The following is a 16,027-nucleotide window of genomic DNA, read 5'->3' on the forward strand; positions in this document are numbered from 1 at the left end:
TATTGACAACGGGAATACCGAAGAAATTAAGCAAAAAAAATTAACAACTTAAACATAAAAATTATGAGAACTATTAATCCCTGGATCAACTTCAACGGAAATGCCGAAGAAGCATTCACTTTTTACAAATCAGTTTTTGGCGGGGAGTTTACAAAGATCATCCGTTTCAAGGACCTGGTGGGCCCCGAATTTCAGGTGGCAGAAAATGAGGCCAATAAAATAATGCACATTGCTTTACCCCTTGGCAAACACAATGTACTAATAGCCAATGATGTTCCCGAATTTATGGGACGGGTAAACGAAGCCGAAAACCGGTCGAAAATATCAGTTAGTGCAGAAAGCCGTGAAGAGGCAGACAAAATATTTAACGGCCTGTCAGCAGGCGGAGATGTGGAAGGGGAGATTGGCGACAGTCCATGGGGTACATACGCCGGAATGTTTAGAGACAAATATGGTATTGAATGGATTGTGGAATTTGACCCCAAATTATAAGGGATAAATTTAACCCAAGAAAACCTCGCTGTTCGTTACGACATAGAAACGTTCGCCGTCTCCGCAGGGTCTTTCCAATGTTATTAAGTTAATGAGTTTCTCCCCCAGCGGGGGGATTAACTTTGTAGCAAAAAGCAAAAATGAAGTTGTGTGCCTGAGGTTAGGAACCTTAGGTAGCGTATCTCTGGCACGCAACTCTAACAATGGCAGGACGTCACCCAACCAAGACCGGACATTTTTCCCCGACAATTTGCTTTCGGTGTACAATTCCCCAATCTGTCAGATTGCTAATGATGGTTTGCAGCGTATTGCCATGTTCGGTAAGTTCATATTGAACAGTTATGGGTTGTGTATCCAAAACGGTTCGTTTTACCAACTGGTTTATTTCTAATTCCTTTAATTCTTTGCTCAGCATCCTGTTCGAAATTCCTTCGATATCATTCAAAATATCGGTAAATCTCCTTTTACCGTAACAGCAAATAGACGAGATAATAGAAATCTTCCATTTCCCGTTCAGCACGTCCATTGAATCCTGAACGGCTCTCATTCTTTTCTTTTGTTCCTGTTGAAACTCTTCTATTTTACACCCCATTGTTACTTGGTTACCTCTGTGTTACTGTTATTTATCGGTACAAAGTTATTAAAAGTTACTTTATCGATATAGCTTTGTCGCTCAATCTTTAAAAAAAAGAAATGATGAGTAGATTAAAAAATAAAGTAGCGGTTATTACAGGTGGTAATAGTGGCATTGGGTTTGGCATTGCCCAGGAATTTAAAAATGAAGGTGCTAAAGGAGTTATTGTCGGCAGAAATCAGGATACTTTAGATAGTGCTGTGGCTCAGCTTGGAGATAATTTTATAGCCATAAATGCCGATGTAACCAACCTTGCCGACCTGGAAAGGGTGTTTGCAGCAACAGCTGAAAAATTTGGCAAAATAGACGTGGTTGTAGCCAACGCGGGTGGTGGAACTGTAGGAACTGTGGCAACTCTTGGCGAAGCCGACTTTGACAGGACAATTGATTTAAACCTGAAAAGTGTTTACTTCACTGTTAATAAAGCATTGCCCTATATGAATGATGGTGGCTCTATTATTCTGATTGGGTCAAATGCAGCGCATCGGGCATATCCGAATTTTACGCTTTATGGTGCTACCAAAGCGGCTGTGATCCATTTTGCAAAAGGATTTTCAAGCGATCTTTTAGGCAGAAAAATCAGAGCAAATGTTATCACACCAGGTACAACAGATACACCAGCATTTGACAAGTTTGTTCCTGCAGAACAAATTGATGCTATAAAAAAACACTTTGCAAGTGAAATGCCGATAGGCAGAATTGGGCAACCATCTGACATTGGTAAAACAGCGGTTTTCCTGGCCTCCGATGATTCTTCGTTCATGCTTGGTGCCGAACTCCTTGTTGATGGTGGTATGACCTATTTGGCTAAGTAATTGACGCCACGACAGCTCGGGTTTGTAACTCGTGTCATTAAATAATTAAAATAATTTTCAAAATGAGAAAATCAGAAAACAGCGTAGCGGGCTACGCAATTATCGGCTTCGGCAATATCGGCAAGGCCCTGGCCAGAGCGTTTGCCCGCAAAGGCATTGAAGTATCCGTTGCAACCACGCGCGACCCGGAAAGCTTTGCATCTGTTGCCGCCGCGATCGGCCCCGGGATCATTCCCACAACACTGGCGGAAGCCGTCAAGGCGGACGTCATCTTTTTGGCTGTGCGTTTTGAATCGCATCCGGATGTCGCCAAGGCGCTCCCCGCCTGGCAGGGGAAAATCATCGTCGATGTGACCAATGCTTACGGCGTGCAACCTGAGAAGCTGGGAGGACAGCCTTCTGCCAGGTTCGTTGCGCAGGCCTTCACCGGTGCAAAACTGGTTAAGGGCTTCAACCATTTGATCGCTGCCATTCTTGACCAGGATTCGGCCGTACATGGTGGCAGGAGAGCAGTGTTTCTTGCGAGCGACGATGACGGCGCAGCAGCGGAGATTGGTGCGCTTGCAGAAAATCTCGGTTTCGCACCAATCCAACTTGGCGGGCTTTCGGAAGGCGGACTGCTTGTGCAGGCGCGCGGAAATAGCTGGGGTAAGCTCATCTTTCAGGACTTGATTAAGTTCGACTGATGAATCGTGATCGCAAATTTTGATGCGATTCTGCATCGTGGACAAAGGGAACCACCGTTTGACTATAAATTTCTTTTAAATCCCTGTTTCTTCAGGAAGCAGGGATTTTTTGTTGAGAATGTGAACTTTTGGCCCGACACCTAATATGTTCATCTTGATGCGGATAAAAATCAATTCGGGCCGCCACTCGCTAAATACCCGAACGGCTGGCTGAATATCGATATTTAGGTGGTCAACAATCCTCTGGTTGACCAGGTGGCTTATTGCCATATAAGCATAAACATGTACCGGATGCCTGCCTACGATATAGAGCGATGTTTGTTTTTAGTCTTTTATCAGGCGGTTTTGAGTAAATTGCGAATAATTATATACTTGAACGATGTCCAACTTTGAAGCGCTTTTCGATTACATCCAGGAAATATCAGGCAAACTGCTTTCAGAGGATGATAAGCATCTGTTGATGGCACATTTCAAACCCAAAAAACTTCGAAAACGGCAATACTTTTTACAGGAAGGAGACGTATGCAAATATATTGGGTTTATTGTAAAAGGGTCTGCCAGAACCTTTACGGTAGATGAAAAAGGGCATGAACATATACTGAAATTATCTTTGGAAAATTGGTGGCTGGCCGATTTTGAAAGCTTTTACCTGTTAACGCCAAGTCGCTTTAATATTGAAGCGCTGGAGGAACTGGAGGTTCTGCAATCAACCAATGCTCAAATTGAGGAGTTTCTTAAGGATATACCTGCCTTTTCAGCGATGGCGAACGTAATCAGTCAGAATAACACCATTGCAACCCAGAAAAGAATGCAGGCCGCAATGAGCTATACGGCTGAAGAGCGTTACGAGGATTTGATTCGAAATTATCCGCATTTTTTAAAGCGGTTCTCACAAAACATGATCGCTTCTTACCTGGGTTTATCCCCGGAAACCTTGAGCAGGATACGGAAAAACTCTTTTAAATAGATCCTTATGCAAGGATGAAATTCGGTATCCAAATTAAAATAGCGTTTTAGTTTTTTACCCGAACAGGAGTATCCCATAACGTGCCCGCAAACCACACGCTTTAAGATAGCTTTTCCACAAAGCGGCCGGCTTTTCAATTGCCGCTTCAGAAACTCTCATCGATATACTTCCTGAATGCAAAAAAAGTGCTTACCAACGCAAAATATGCCGTTGTGACCGGTCTGGCTTTCTGCTGCTTTGGTTTTTTGCCTCTATCTTAAGTTGCTTTTTTACAATTAGTTATCCAATTATCGTGATTTAAGTCACCATCCTGAGTTGACCTAAATCAAAGGTACTTAATGATTCATGTCAATAAACAGTCCGTCACGCGGCTATATCTTTGGATGTACTTCAGAACGGAAAATACACCTGAAGAATTTGAATATATTAACATATAAAAATGATGAGTAAATTAAAAAACAAAGTAGCGGTAGTTACCGGTGCTTCAAAAGGAATAGGTGCATCTATCGCAAAACACTTTGCGGCCGAAGGCGCAAAGGTTGTTGTGAATTATGCCTCAAGTAAAGAAGGCGCAGACAGCGTGGTTAAGGAGATAACCGACAATGGCGGCATAGCCATTTCGGTACAGGGCGATGTATCGAAAGAAGCCGATGTAACCAGGCTGTTTGAAGAAACCAGGAAGACATTCGGTACGTTGGATGTTTTGGTAAACAACGCGGTCTTTCAGCAATTTTTACCTATTGAACAGGTATCGGCAGAAGCTTTTCATCAGCATTTCAACGTCAATGTTTTGGGTCCTGTACTTACTATCCAGGCATCCTTGAAACTGTTTGGCGATAAGGGTGGTAATATCATCAATATCAGTTCGGGTGCAAGCAAATCGCCGATGGCGGGAGTCTCATTGTACTCTGCAACTAAAGCTGCGTTAGATGCCATAACCATCTCTTTGTCGAAAGAACTGGGTGCAAAAAACGTTCGAATCAACTCTATTTTGCCGGGTGCTACAGAAACAGAAGGTGCAACCAGTGCGGGTGTAACTGCGGGCAGTGAGTATGAAAAAATGTTTATTGCCAATACACCGCTTGGTCGCAGAGGCCAGCCCCAAGATATTGCGAAAGCTGCGGTATTTCTTGCTTCCGATGATGCAGCCTGGATCACGGGAGAGCAAATTTCCGTTTCGGGTGGTATGTATGGATTTTAATTCATAAACTCAAAAAAATGAAAGGCGATGGGACGGAATTAATTGGTTGATGGTGGTTTCACCTGCCACGCAAAAAATAATTATTTCAAAAGTACAAGTTTCTTTCAAATCCCTGTTTCTTCCGGAAGCAGGGTTTTTTTGTTGCTTCAAATAACTTAACCAAAAAGAAAAGGACCCTGAGGGTGCCGGATCACCTCGTATAAACGCCGCGTAGGGGATTACAACTCGAATTATGCAACCGCGGGGTCCTCTAACGAGAGCCCCCGCGGGGACAGAAAGGGGATTTTAGCTGAAAATGGATAACCTACTTAAGCACATATGGCAACTTGCGTTAGTTACTTTAACTTAGTTGCATTGTATTATTATGTTTGCGCGAAACATTTAAATGGTAATGATTGGTTTTCAGTAAGTTAAATTTGTATTTTGATAAATTTTAATATATTTACTATAAATTTAATTCCTAAACTATGAAAAAAACTATCCTTTGCTTTTCCATGGTAATAGCACTGTTTTCCTGCAAAGAGAAAACTTCCAAGACAATAGTATCGGAAAAAACAACCCCGGATACTGTCAATAAACCGTCTATTGATCAGCCCATATTGCGTGAAAATGTATTGACCGCTGCAGAGCAGGCAGCTTTGAAACCTGATGATGTAATTACTGCTTTAAAAGAGGGGAACAAACGTTTTACAAACAATAATCTGACATTGAGAGATCATTCAGCTATGGTAAGAAATGCATCAGAAGGACAATATCCAAAAGCTGTAATACTATCATGCATAGATAGCCGCGTACCGGTTGAAGATGTATTTGACAGAGGTATTGGCGATTTGTTTGTAGCTCGTGTTGCAGGTAACTTTTCGAATACTGATATATTAGGAAGCCTTGAGTTTGGTTGCAAGGTATCAGGAGCCAAAGTAATATTGGTTCTGGGTCATGAATCATGCGGCGCAGTAAAAGGAGCCATTGATAATGTACAGCTTGGAAATATTACACCAATGCTGGCTAATATAAAACCGGCAATTAAAAAGGTGAAAAAATTTGTGGGCGAAATGACTTCTAAAAATCCCTTATATGTGGAAGCGGTTGCAAAAGAAAATGTTCTGAATACAATTGAAACTATTAAATCCCAAAGCCCTATTCTGAAAGACATGGATTCAAAGGGAGAAATAAAAATTATAGGCGGATATTATGATATCCATTCTGGTATTGTAGTATTTTTATAAATACGGGCTGCGGGCTTTGTGCATGCTTTACCGAAAGGTCTCGTTTAGCTTATGGTCGGTGTTTTCACCGCGCCATTCTACAGAAAGGTCCCGTTTTCCGAAAATGCCTGATCACTGCAATTCGGTATGTACCATGTTTTACTTTGTATTGAGTAGGCCAACTGCAATACACAAAGCATTGGCTGGTGCGGTGAAAACACCGAACAGAGGCTAAACTTGCCTTTGCCGCGGTGACGCTTTTCTGGCGCCCTGGTCATTTTTTATCCCAAAGCCTTTTGCTCAGCACCCGGTCCATGACCTGCTCACGGTAGCCCCTGCTGATGGGAATACGGCTTCCACCTATAAACAGTTCGGCTGCTTCGATGCCGTCTATTTTGCTAATGGCGGCGATAAAAGATTTATGTACGCGGATAAAGGCCGTCGGGGCCAGCTTGTCCTCCAGACTTTTGAGCGAAAGCATCGTAACATATTTACCTTTAGTGGAATAAATAGTTACGTAATTTTGCATGCCCTCGACGTAGAGAATGTCATCAAAGAATATCTTTTCGTATTTGCTGCCGCACTTGATAAAGAAATAATCTTCCGCTTGTTTAGCGGGATCACCGGTTAACAACTTATAATAATCCCTGGCTTTGGCGGCGGCTTTAAAAAAACGTTCGAATGTGATGGGCTTGAGCAGGTAATCCAGGACATTTAATTGAAAGCCTTCCAGCGCATAAGAAGGATAGGCGGTGGTGATTATCACCATCGGCGGTTTTTGCAGGATCTTCAGAAACTCGATGCCGTTCATTTTCGGCATCTGGATATCCAGGAATACCAGGTCGACAGTTTGCCTATCGATCAGCGGCAGCAGTTCCAGCGGGTTTTCGCAAACACCGCCCAGGTTCAGAAAATCAACTTCCCTGACATAGTTGGCCAAGCCTTCCCTCGCCAATGGTTCGTCATCAATTATTACACAGTTGATCATTTTATTCAGCTATTAATTGTGCAGAAGGGGATATTTCTAATTGAGACAATTGCAGTTCCAGTTTCACTACAAAGCTTTCCGGGTTTTTCTGAATATCCAGTTTGTATTGCCCGGGATAGATCAGGTCGAGCCGGCGCTGTACATTTTTTAAACCGATACCTCCGTAGTTGATCACTTCATACGATCCATTCTCTGATGTACTGTTGGCAACCGTTAAATGAAGCTGTAGCCCGGTTACGGCCAGATCAATATTGATCCAATTGGGTTGTTTTTTATGCTTGGATAAGTGTTTAAAAGCATTCTCCACAAAGGTCATCAAAACAAATGGTGCTATGCCCATACCCGGCGAATGGGCTTCGTTTAAATTGAAATTAACTGCTAAGTTTTCATTCTGGCGCAGCTTTTCCAGCTCAATAAAATTTTCCAGGTAGGCGATCTCTTTGTCCAATGGGATCTGCTGGTCGTTACATTCATAAAGCTGGTGTCGCAGTAGTTGGGAGAACTTCGCCAGTGAGGCCGAGGCCATATCCGGGTTTTTATGGATCAGGAAGAAAATGGAATTGATGCTGTTGAACAGGAAATGCGGGTTGAACTGGTATTTAAGAAATTTTAATTCGGTTTCCAGCTTTTCCTTTTCCAGCGCCTGGTGCCGTCTTTGCGTTTCGAGCCAGTTCTTAGTGAGTTTGATACTCATGCCCAGCGTAATGGCGGCTATGGTGTTTGTTAAAGGGCTCCCCTTTGCAGCGTTATAGAAGCTGTTCCAGCTCCAGGTAAGGCCGAACATTTTTTGCGCATTACTGCCAGCCAGCCATGCGCTGAGGAAATAGCCTGGCACGATGAGCAAGGAAGAAGCGACAACCGTTAATGCCAGGATAAGGATGTACAAGCTATAGCTGCCTTTCTGCAGGTAACGCGGGATGAGAAAATACAAGTTGAAATAGACCGCGAAAGCGGGAAATATGGTGTAAAAGAACGATTTTACAAAAAAGACCGAAAAGAACATTTCATGGGCGGCCTCATAGAGACTGCCTACAGTCAGCGCCCAGAACACGTAGTTATACAACATCCAGAATGGGATGTGGTAGATCTTGTATTTAATAAACCAGTTTTGAGAAGTCGTCATGGATGGCATAATTAATAAAGTTACGGCTATTCCGTTAATAAATACAGGCCGATATACCAATGGCCGCTTTTAATTGACGAAATACACCGGGCAAAGGATAACCGGCAGATTACCCTGTTTCAATCACCGGCGACATTGATTCGTGCCATTTCATGCGCCTGGTCATTTAGCTGCCGCAGCTCGTCAATCACATTTCCACAGGCTGGTTATACAAACTTTCTTTGAGCATGAAAACGTTGGTACTCATTCTTTACGGATTGTTATTAAGCACTATTGCCCAAAGCCAGGTAAGAGGTACCATTATTGATACCAATAGCAGCCCGGTACCATTTGCCACGGCGGTATTGCTGAAAAGTGCAGACAGTACGCTGGTGCGTTCGGCGGCCTCGGACGAAAAAGGGGTTTTTAGGCTTAGCGCTGCACCATCCGGCACTTATACCCTTAAAATCAGTTGTATAGGCTATATGGACTATTTTTCACCGCTGACTATCCGCGATCCGGCTTTTGATGCCGGAGCGATCCGGCTAAAAACATCCGGTAAACAATTGGGCGAAGTGGTGATCCGTTCCAGCAAACCCCTGGCCCAGCAAACCGCAGGAGGCTTGGTGGTCAATGTACAGAACAGCATCCTCACCAAAGGCAGCTCGGTTTTGCAAGTGCTTTCACGCTCACCGGGCGTTATGGTTGACCCCCAGACCAACGGAATTAGCCTGAATGGGAAAAGCGGGGTCATGGTTATGCTGGACGGCAAGTTACTGCGCCTGTCTGCCGACCAGGTGGCCGCCCTGCTGAACGGTATGACCGCAGGTGATATTGACAAGATCGAACTGCTTGCCACACCGCCCGCAAAATATGATGCGGATGGCAATGCCGGGCTGATCAACATCGTCACTAAAAAAACTAAGCGGCCCGGCACCAACGGTTCGGTAACTGCTTCGGCAGGGTATGGTAAAGGCGATAAAGAATCTGCCGATATTGATCTGAACCAAAATAGCGGTAAAGTTAGCCTGCACGCTTCTTATAGTTATAACCACGACCATAGCTATGCTTTACTACTGGCGCAGGGCACAAGTAACACGCCTATCATTGGCGGGCAAAACACTTTTTATTACAATAGTCAAAGTAATACCGTATCCAATTATCAGGGCTTTAGCGGTGCCCTGGATTATCGTCCGGGTGCTAAAACCACTATCGGCGGCGGCGTTTATTATAGCATCAGCTCTAATCAAAACGGCAGTCATAACTTTGGCAATTACGCGTTGGCCGATACCAACCTGGTGTTCGATTCGCAACTGGCCGGCACCAGTCATACGCGCTACCTGCACCCCAGCCTTTACCTGGAGGAAACCATTGGTAACAATCAAAAGTTTAATGTCAACCTGGATTATTTTGGCCTTCATAGCAATGGCCCCACACAGGTGCAAAGCAATTTCAGTGATAGCCTGTTTGCATCACGCCAGCGTAACCTGTCCAATGCCAACATCCATGTATTTGTGACTCAATTGGATTACAGTAATTCTTTTAACAAGCGGCTGCAACTGGAAACCGGTTTAAAAAGTACCTACACCCGTAGCAAAAGCACATCTGCCCTTGAAAACCTGGTGGGTGACCACTGGGTATCGGTCGGGGCAGGCACCTCGAACGACCTGGCTACCCGCGAACTGATCGCTGCAGGTTATGCAGTGCTGATCTGGAAACCCGACAGTTTAACCAGCCTGTCTGCAGGGGCCAGGTACGAATACTCGCGCAACGCGACCGATCATTCGCTCAATGCGCAATATTTTGTCGACCGCCGGCTGTCTAAAATGTTTCCGGCGGTGTTTCTTAGCCGGAAGCTAAATGCGACAGTTGAACTGCAATTATCCTATACCGAGCGCATTAGCCGCCCATCTTTTGCCGATCTGGCTTCTTATGTGTCTTATAACTCTCCAACCTCTGTATTTACAGGCAACCCGGCGCTAAAGCCGACCATCACCCATAACTTAAAGCTGGCTTATAACGCAGGTGACTACTTGTTTTCCCTTTTGTATAGCCATGACACCGACCCTATCCAGGGTGTGCAGGGCGTTCCCGGCCCCACCAAAGGGCTGGTTTACCTGATGCCTGAAAATGCCAATTGGCAGAATAACCTGGCTGTGCAGGCGACCATTCCGGTCAAAATTGCAACCTGGTGGGAGATGAACTATAACCTGAGCGGCGGCTGGCACAAATACCGGATCACCTATTTCCCGGAATTGCTGGAGAAAAGCTATTTCAGCTATTCCCTGAATTTTACCGAAAGTTTTAAACTGCCAAAGCGCTATGCCCTTGAACTGTCGGGCTATTATAACTCCTCATCCTATAACAGCAACTCCCGCTCGAATGGAAATGCCATTTTCAACATGGGCTTTAAAAAAAACCTTGAAAAGGATCATGGTAGTTTTCAGTTAAGTGTATCTAATATTTTTAGCGCCGATATTTATCGCGGCCACCAAGGAGCGCTAATTGCTGATGCTTTTAACAACGTTGTGGATGTCATTTATCATGGAGAATCCGGCTTCCGCCCGATCATCAAGCTGTCTTACAGCCGTTCATTTGGTTCGAACAGTAAAAAAGCTTCCCGCAATAATAACGGGACAAAAGAAGAACAGCAGCGGCTTTGAACTCAATGAAGACGGGTTCGTCACTATTTTTAATAAAATGCGTCTTGGGTGCGACAATAGTTGAAATATTTGATAACATCCGCATAATTTACCGCGTCAGCAATGCTTGTCCCGGACTGGCGGAGTATATCGAGTTTTTTGCGGAATCCTTTAGCTTGTGGTCGAGTTTTCACCGCACCATTCTGCCGAAAGGTCTCGTTTTTCGAAAAACCCTGATCACCGCTATTCGGTACGTACCCATGTCTTATTTTGTATTGAGCAGGCCAAATTGCAATACACAAAGCATTGGCTGGTGCGGTGAAAACACCGATCAGTGGCTAAATGAGTTTCTCCCCCAGCGGGGGAATAGCTTTGTAGCAAAAAAAACAAAAATGAAGCTCCGTGCCAGAGGTACGGAACATTAGGTAGCGTACCTCTGGCACGCAAAGCCATTAGCTTATAGTCGGTGTTTTCACCGCACCATTCTACCGAAAGGTCTCGTTTTCCAAAAAACCTGACTACTGCTATTCGGTATGTACCCATGTTTTACTTTGTAATGTGTAGGCCAATTGCAATACACAGAGGCATTGGTTGGTGTGGTGAAAACACCGACCAGAGGCTGAATTATTTGTGTTACCTGCATTGTTCATTAAATCCCTTCCTTCCCTTCCCCAAGGAAGGAATCGCACGTGGGTCGGGGCTTGAATGGTGGTGATGCCAAGTTCGCTTAGCAACTCCAACAAGGGTAGAGCAATAATGCCGATGATATGACTGTCTGCCCAAATTGCGGCAATGCTATGTTAGCGGTTCGTTGTTATTTTTAGTCATTTATTATTGACTTGAATAATGCAATAACACTGTTCCGCAAGGAAATGATTTACATTCTTTCAATGTTAATAGCAAATTGCTATTGATGAATTTCAAAATTGGTTCATCGCTATTACTGGCAAGCGGATTTACAAGTAAATAGTATTCGTCTACTAATTTGTGTCCGATTAAAGATGATACGAATTTATTACCTCCATAAACAATGATGTCTTCCCCTTTATTTTCTTTCAATTGTTTTATTTCTTCTGCAATATCGCCACTTATGATAGTAGCATTATCCCACTGATTGACCTTAAGTGTATTTGAAAAAATATCCTTGTGAGTATCATTAATTGGTTTTCCAATTCTACTATTAATATCATTGGGATCAGGATTCTCGGCTACATCCTTCCAATATGGAATAAAACCTTCAGCCGTGATTCGTCCGAGTAAGATACTGTCCACATTTTTAAGGTTGTCAATGCAAAAGGTTACCATATCATCATCCCAATTTATTCCCTCAAAATTCATTTGTACTTTTAATTTTCTCATGACGTTTTAATTTTAATTGTTTGTAGTGGTACAAAAATGTAGGATATAATTAAAAAAGATGCGAGCCAAAAGTGACAAAATAGAAGGGTGATTACGACTGGGATATTTTATATTATAAAGGTAGTAGGGTGTTACTTTACAATGACCGCTAACTCTTGTATTGTCGCAACCCAATATCACCAAACTTGCGGCAATACAACTAAGATACAGTGTATTTACGAAAGTTCCCTTCGCTGGCTCCCGCGTGTCGCAGGTGCCCCGCTGATAGGTTAGCGTTTTGTTAAGTAATGAATTTGCAAATCCCGTATGTTTTAACCGCGCACTTGAAATGCTAATTATATCCCATATTAGTTGGAAGCCTCCGCGTAAGGGATAGCAACGAATACCGGCCCCGCGCCTAATGCCTGAAGCCGTATAAGTGCATAGCCCGACCCCACCAAAGGAGGGTTACGCCATAATTATTTGAGCGGCGTGCCAATTTGAGAGATCATATTGCTATAACTTATTTATACATTTAAGCTTATTTTGAAAGCTTTTAATAATGGTTTATTTATTAGTAAAATGACAGTGGAAATTGTAGCGATTTTAATGATATTTCCCTTGATATTAGTGGGGAATCTACTTCTTTTTCGCCTGTTTATTAAAAGTGCAATAAAGCGATTTGTGATACCTTTTTTAGGAAATAAAGGATATTTATTAGTTGATTATAAATGGGTTGGTTTTTTTGATTGCGGGGACTTTAAAAACGAGCAAATGGATTTTGCATTGTTTAAAACCGGGCCGAAGTCGATTTCTATTTTCTCTTATATTTACTATAAGGATTTAGACAATACTAAAAGAGCAACAATTAAAATAAATGTCGAGTCGTTGTCTGTTGTCAATGTGATTTACAGCAGCGAGATTTAAATTCTAATGCCGAACCGTCTCGCTCCGCCGACTGGCGGACTGAAGCCGTATAAGTGCATAGCCCGACCCGACCAAAGGAGGGTTACGCCATAATTATTTAGCCCATTCGATCATTGTGGTATCAATTTCAAACATTTTAGGATCGACAGGTTGTTCCTTTACAGATATAACATCGTACGCTCTGGCTGACAAAATATTTTTGTGCGTACTATCATAGTGTACTGTTTGAAATCTTAAATAGTAAGCGCCGGATTCGGCTAAAACTTTGTTAAAAAAGCCCAGGTTCCAGTTTTTAAAGTGTTGCTTATCTATTTTTAAATATCCCCTTGAAATTATAAAGTTGAAATCGGTGTAAGTGGTAGAATCCTTTTGGGGATAACTAACGTTTACCTCGATGTTTTCGCAGTCTCTCGAAAGTATTTTGTCGCTTATTTTTTTCACTTTAAACCCGTCGAGCTTTTGAACAGGGAAGTTTAAATTTAATTGATGCAAAGTATCCGAGGTATTATAAAGAAACAATCGTAAAGGTTTACTTTCAAGGTAGTAATCTTTAACTATGTGAAATTTTGCCGATTTCTCGGAATGTATGCCAACGTAATTACCATGGGAGTAAAAAAGCTGCACTGTGTCGTTTAAAAAAGATTTGCCATCGGGGTAATTAATAAATTGAACTTCGTGGTAAGTGATCACCCCTTCAAACTCCTTTTGGGGGGTTTCTTTAGGTTTTGCCGGGAGGGTACATCCAAACTGGGCGATAGAAATTATTGCTGTAAGTACGATGGTTAAGGTTTTAAGCATAGGTTTATTTGTTGTTTGTGTTACCTGCATAGTTCATTAAACCCCTTCCTTCCCTTCCCCGAGGAAGGAATCGCACATGGGCCGGGGCTTGGATGGTGGTGAGGCTATCGGTATTTTTATTTTCGAATTCCGTTTTAGATAACCATCGGCTTTGAACGCTGGCATCGACTCACCCCGACCAGGCTCCGCCGGTCGACCCTCTCTCCGGCTTACGCCGCAAAGAGGGTGAAGCTCATTTTTTATTTTTTTTCGCCCCTCTATGCGACGCAGTCGGAGAGAGGGGCAGACGGGCGTAGCCTCGTCGGGGTGAGTCGACTTGCCGCTATACGATGCACGGCATTCTCTTTCGCCCCCCGCTCTCTGCCCTCCCTTGCTCCATCGAAATGACAATTTTTTTTAGGCTTTTAGCTTTAGGCCTTCGACTTTAAGCTTTTTCAGCCTTCCGCTTTCTGCTTATATCCCCAGCACCTGCTTCAACTTCACATAGCCCGTTTTACTAACAGGGATCTTGGCCCCCGATTTTAGGATGGCTAAATGGGCATCTTTCTCATACGGATCTATGCGGGTGATTTGTTGTATGGCGATGATGTAGGAGCGGTGCACGCGCACGAACTGGCGTGGATCGAGGGTTTGCTCGAAGAAGCTCATGGTTTTGTTTTTGAGGTAGGAGCCTTCTTTGGTGATAACGCTTACGTAGTCGTCGTCGGCCATCAGGTAGTCAACATCGGCAACGGGGATAATTTTTACCTTGGTGCCGGTTTTAACCACAATCCGCTCGTGCTGGGCGGGCGAATGGGCGGCTACGCTTTCCAACAGCTCTTCGGTATGTTTTTGGGCCTGTTTTTCGGGCGCGGCGGCCAGAAATTTTTCAACAGCTTTATTAAAACGTTCCTTGCTAAAGGGTTTCATGAGGTAATCCACCGCGTGGGCTTCAAATGCCTTAATGGCATACTCATCAAAAGCGGTAGTAAATATTACCGCCGGCGGGTTCTCCACCAGTTCCAGCATCTCAAAACCATTGATCTTGGGCATCTGCACATCTAAAAAAATCAGGTCGGGCTGGTGCAGTTGTATGGCTTTCAGGCCTTCAAAACCATCATTACATTCCTGTATTAGCTCAATCTCTTTAAAATTTTGCAGGTATTCCATTACAACCATGCGTGCTAATGGTTCGTCATCAATAATTAAGGCTCGCCTCATAACTGTGGTACTTTTATTATGGTTGTAAATATATTATCATTTGCGTGAGTTTCCATGAGGTCGTTACGGGCAAATAATAAATAAAGGCGGCGTTGTACCCCCCGCAAGCCAAAACCGGTACCTTTTTTAGGGCGCGAGGTTTGCGGATCATAAGGGTTTTGGATCATGATCACCAGGTAATGCTCTTCCATTTCGCCGCGGATGCTTACGGTTACATCGCCGGTGGTATCGTACAAGCCAAATTTTATGGCATTTTCTACCAGGGGCTGCAGCAGCATTGATGGCAGCAGGGCGGCACCGCATTTGGGATCGCAGCTAATCTCGGTTTGCAGGCGGTGACCAAAGCGTACCTTTTCAATATCCAGATATAAATTAAGGTGGGCCAGCTCGTCAGACAATGGCACCTGCTGCTGATCGTCTTTTTTTAGCGTACCACGTAAAAAATCAGAAAGCTGGTGAATCATCCTGCGGGCCTCATCGGGTTTAAAGCCGATAAGGGCGTTGATGGAGTTAAGGCTGTTGAATAAAAAGTGGGGTTGTAACTGCTGGCGCAGGTTATACAGCTCGGCATCGCGGGCTAACTGTTCGGCCTCGGTTTTGCGTTTCTGGGTTTCTTTCTGATCAAGCTGCGAGTACCACAACAGGCTGAGCATGGCCATCCAGCCCACGGCCAAAAAGTTTACAAAAAACCTGATGGTCAGCGATTGTGTTACAAAGCTGATGAAAACCTTATCGCTGTTGAGCAATGGCAGCAGGTAACGGCAACCGGCGGCGCAAATGCCCGCCAGGGCAACCACCCAGATAAACAGGTTGATATAGCTGCCTTTGCCCGGCTGGTAATAGCGCAGGTTATTGTTGATAAGCCAGCAGGCGCACAACAATAAAACGGCGCTCAGCAGGCCATCTATAGTAGCGGTGAACCACAAAAAACCAAAGCTATGGATAATATAAGTTTGCAATGCGGCCCATAAAAAGCCGCATCCTATAAATGCACCATATAATTTTGAGGCTGATGATGAGGATATTGCCAAA

15 protein-coding genes are annotated in these 16,027 nt (G+C 43.8%); 8 read left to right on the forward strand and 7 right to left on the reverse strand.

Annotation, left to right across the window (positions count from 1 at the left end; all coding sequences use genetic code 11):
- Positions 1-63: 63 nt before the first annotated feature.
- Positions 64-492 carry a VOC family protein gene (locus AC1DO4_RS00355; protein ID WP_477411877.1) on the forward strand — a complete coding sequence of 143 codons (429 nt, stop codon included), beginning with the start codon at positions 64-66 and terminating at the stop codon, positions 490-492.
- A 214-nt stretch (positions 493-706) separates the two neighbouring features.
- Here the strand turns inward: AC1DO4_RS00355 and AC1DO4_RS00360 are convergent, their stop codons facing one another.
- Positions 707-1,084, reverse strand: a complete 378-nt coding sequence (locus AC1DO4_RS00360; protein ID WP_477411879.1) for a winged helix-turn-helix transcriptional regulator — start codon at positions 1,082-1,084, stop codon at positions 707-709.
- 101 nt (positions 1,085-1,185) lie between these two features.
- On the opposite strand from AC1DO4_RS00360, the gene AC1DO4_RS00365 reads away from it, so the two are divergent.
- From AC1DO4_RS00365 to AC1DO4_RS00385, 5 genes are all read left to right on the forward strand, one after another.
- The gene (locus AC1DO4_RS00365) at positions 1,186-1,941 is read left to right on the forward strand and encodes an SDR family NAD(P)-dependent oxidoreductase (protein ID WP_477411881.1); all 756 of its coding nucleotides are present in this window, start codon (positions 1,186-1,188) and stop codon (positions 1,939-1,941) included.
- Between the two features lie 62 nt (positions 1,942-2,003).
- Positions 2,004-2,627, forward strand: coding sequence for an NADPH-dependent F420 reductase (locus AC1DO4_RS00370; RefSeq protein WP_477411883.1), 624 nt, complete (start codon positions 2,004-2,006; stop codon positions 2,625-2,627).
- Between the two features lie 379 nt (positions 2,628-3,006).
- Positions 3,007-3,594: a Crp/Fnr family transcriptional regulator gene (locus AC1DO4_RS00375; RefSeq protein ID WP_477411885.1), complete on the forward strand. Its 588-nt coding sequence runs from the start codon at positions 3,007-3,009 to the stop codon at positions 3,592-3,594.
- Between the two features lie 439 nt (positions 3,595-4,033).
- Positions 4,034-4,795: an SDR family NAD(P)-dependent oxidoreductase gene (locus tag AC1DO4_RS00380; protein WP_477411887.1), complete on the forward strand. Its 762-nt coding sequence runs from the start codon at positions 4,034-4,036 to the stop codon at positions 4,793-4,795.
- A 467-nt stretch (positions 4,796-5,262) separates the two neighbouring features.
- A complete protein-coding gene (locus tag AC1DO4_RS00385; RefSeq protein ID WP_477411889.1) occupies positions 5,263-6,021 on the forward strand; it encodes a carbonic anhydrase family protein in 759 nt (252 codons plus the stop codon).
- Positions 6,022-6,274: 253 nt separating this feature from the next.
- Here AC1DO4_RS00385 and AC1DO4_RS00390 read toward each other — a convergent pair whose 3' ends face one another.
- Both AC1DO4_RS00390 and AC1DO4_RS00395 read right to left on the reverse strand, forming a co-directional pair.
- Positions 6,275-6,988, reverse strand: a complete 714-nt coding sequence (locus AC1DO4_RS00390; RefSeq protein WP_477411891.1) for a LytR/AlgR family response regulator transcription factor — start codon at positions 6,986-6,988, stop codon at positions 6,275-6,277.
- Between the two features lies 1 nt (position 6,989).
- Entirely contained in the window at positions 6,990-8,111 is a 1,122-nt protein-coding gene (locus AC1DO4_RS00395) for a sensor histidine kinase (RefSeq protein WP_477411893.1), read from the reverse strand.
- A gap of 227 nt (positions 8,112-8,338) precedes the next feature.
- Between AC1DO4_RS00395 and AC1DO4_RS00400 the strand changes: the two genes are divergently transcribed.
- Entirely contained in the window at positions 8,339-10,753 is a 2,415-nt protein-coding gene (locus tag AC1DO4_RS00400) for a TonB-dependent receptor (RefSeq protein ID WP_477411895.1), read from the forward strand.
- Positions 10,754-11,563: 810 nt separating this feature from the next.
- Here AC1DO4_RS00400 and AC1DO4_RS00405 read toward each other — a convergent pair.
- Positions 11,564-12,091: a dihydrofolate reductase family protein gene (locus tag AC1DO4_RS00405; protein WP_477411897.1), complete on the reverse strand. Its 528-nt coding sequence runs from the start codon at positions 12,089-12,091 to the stop codon at positions 11,564-11,566.
- A gap of 525 nt (positions 12,092-12,616) precedes the next feature.
- Here AC1DO4_RS00405 and AC1DO4_RS00410 point away from each other — a divergent pair.
- A complete protein-coding gene (locus AC1DO4_RS00410; RefSeq protein ID WP_477411899.1) occupies positions 12,617-12,997 on the forward strand; it encodes a hypothetical protein in 381 nt (126 codons plus the stop codon).
- Positions 12,998-13,090: 93 nt separating this feature from the next.
- Here AC1DO4_RS00410 and AC1DO4_RS00415 read toward each other — a convergent pair whose 3' ends face one another.
- The 3 genes from AC1DO4_RS00415 to AC1DO4_RS00425 all read right to left on the reverse strand — a co-directional run bounded on the left by AC1DO4_RS00415 (position 13,091) and on the right by AC1DO4_RS00425 (position 16,026).
- On the reverse strand, positions 13,091-13,795 hold the full coding sequence (locus tag AC1DO4_RS00415; RefSeq protein ID WP_477411901.1) for a hypothetical protein: 705 nt from the start codon (positions 13,793-13,795) through the stop codon (positions 13,091-13,093).
- A 453-nt stretch (positions 13,796-14,248) separates the two neighbouring features.
- Complete coding sequence (locus tag AC1DO4_RS00420) at positions 14,249-14,995, reverse strand: LytR/AlgR family response regulator transcription factor (protein WP_477404249.1); 747 nt, start codon at positions 14,993-14,995, stop codon at positions 14,249-14,251.
- Positions 14,992-16,026 (reverse strand): sensor histidine kinase, encoded by a 1,035-nt coding sequence (locus AC1DO4_RS00425; RefSeq protein ID WP_477411903.1) that lies wholly within the window; start codon positions 16,024-16,026, stop codon positions 14,992-14,994. The genes AC1DO4_RS00420 and AC1DO4_RS00425 overlap by 4 nt, the downstream gene beginning before the upstream one ends.
- Position 16,027 lies beyond the last annotated feature (1 nt).

It is taken from the genome of Mucilaginibacter sp. P5_A6 (genome assembly GCF_056400585.1).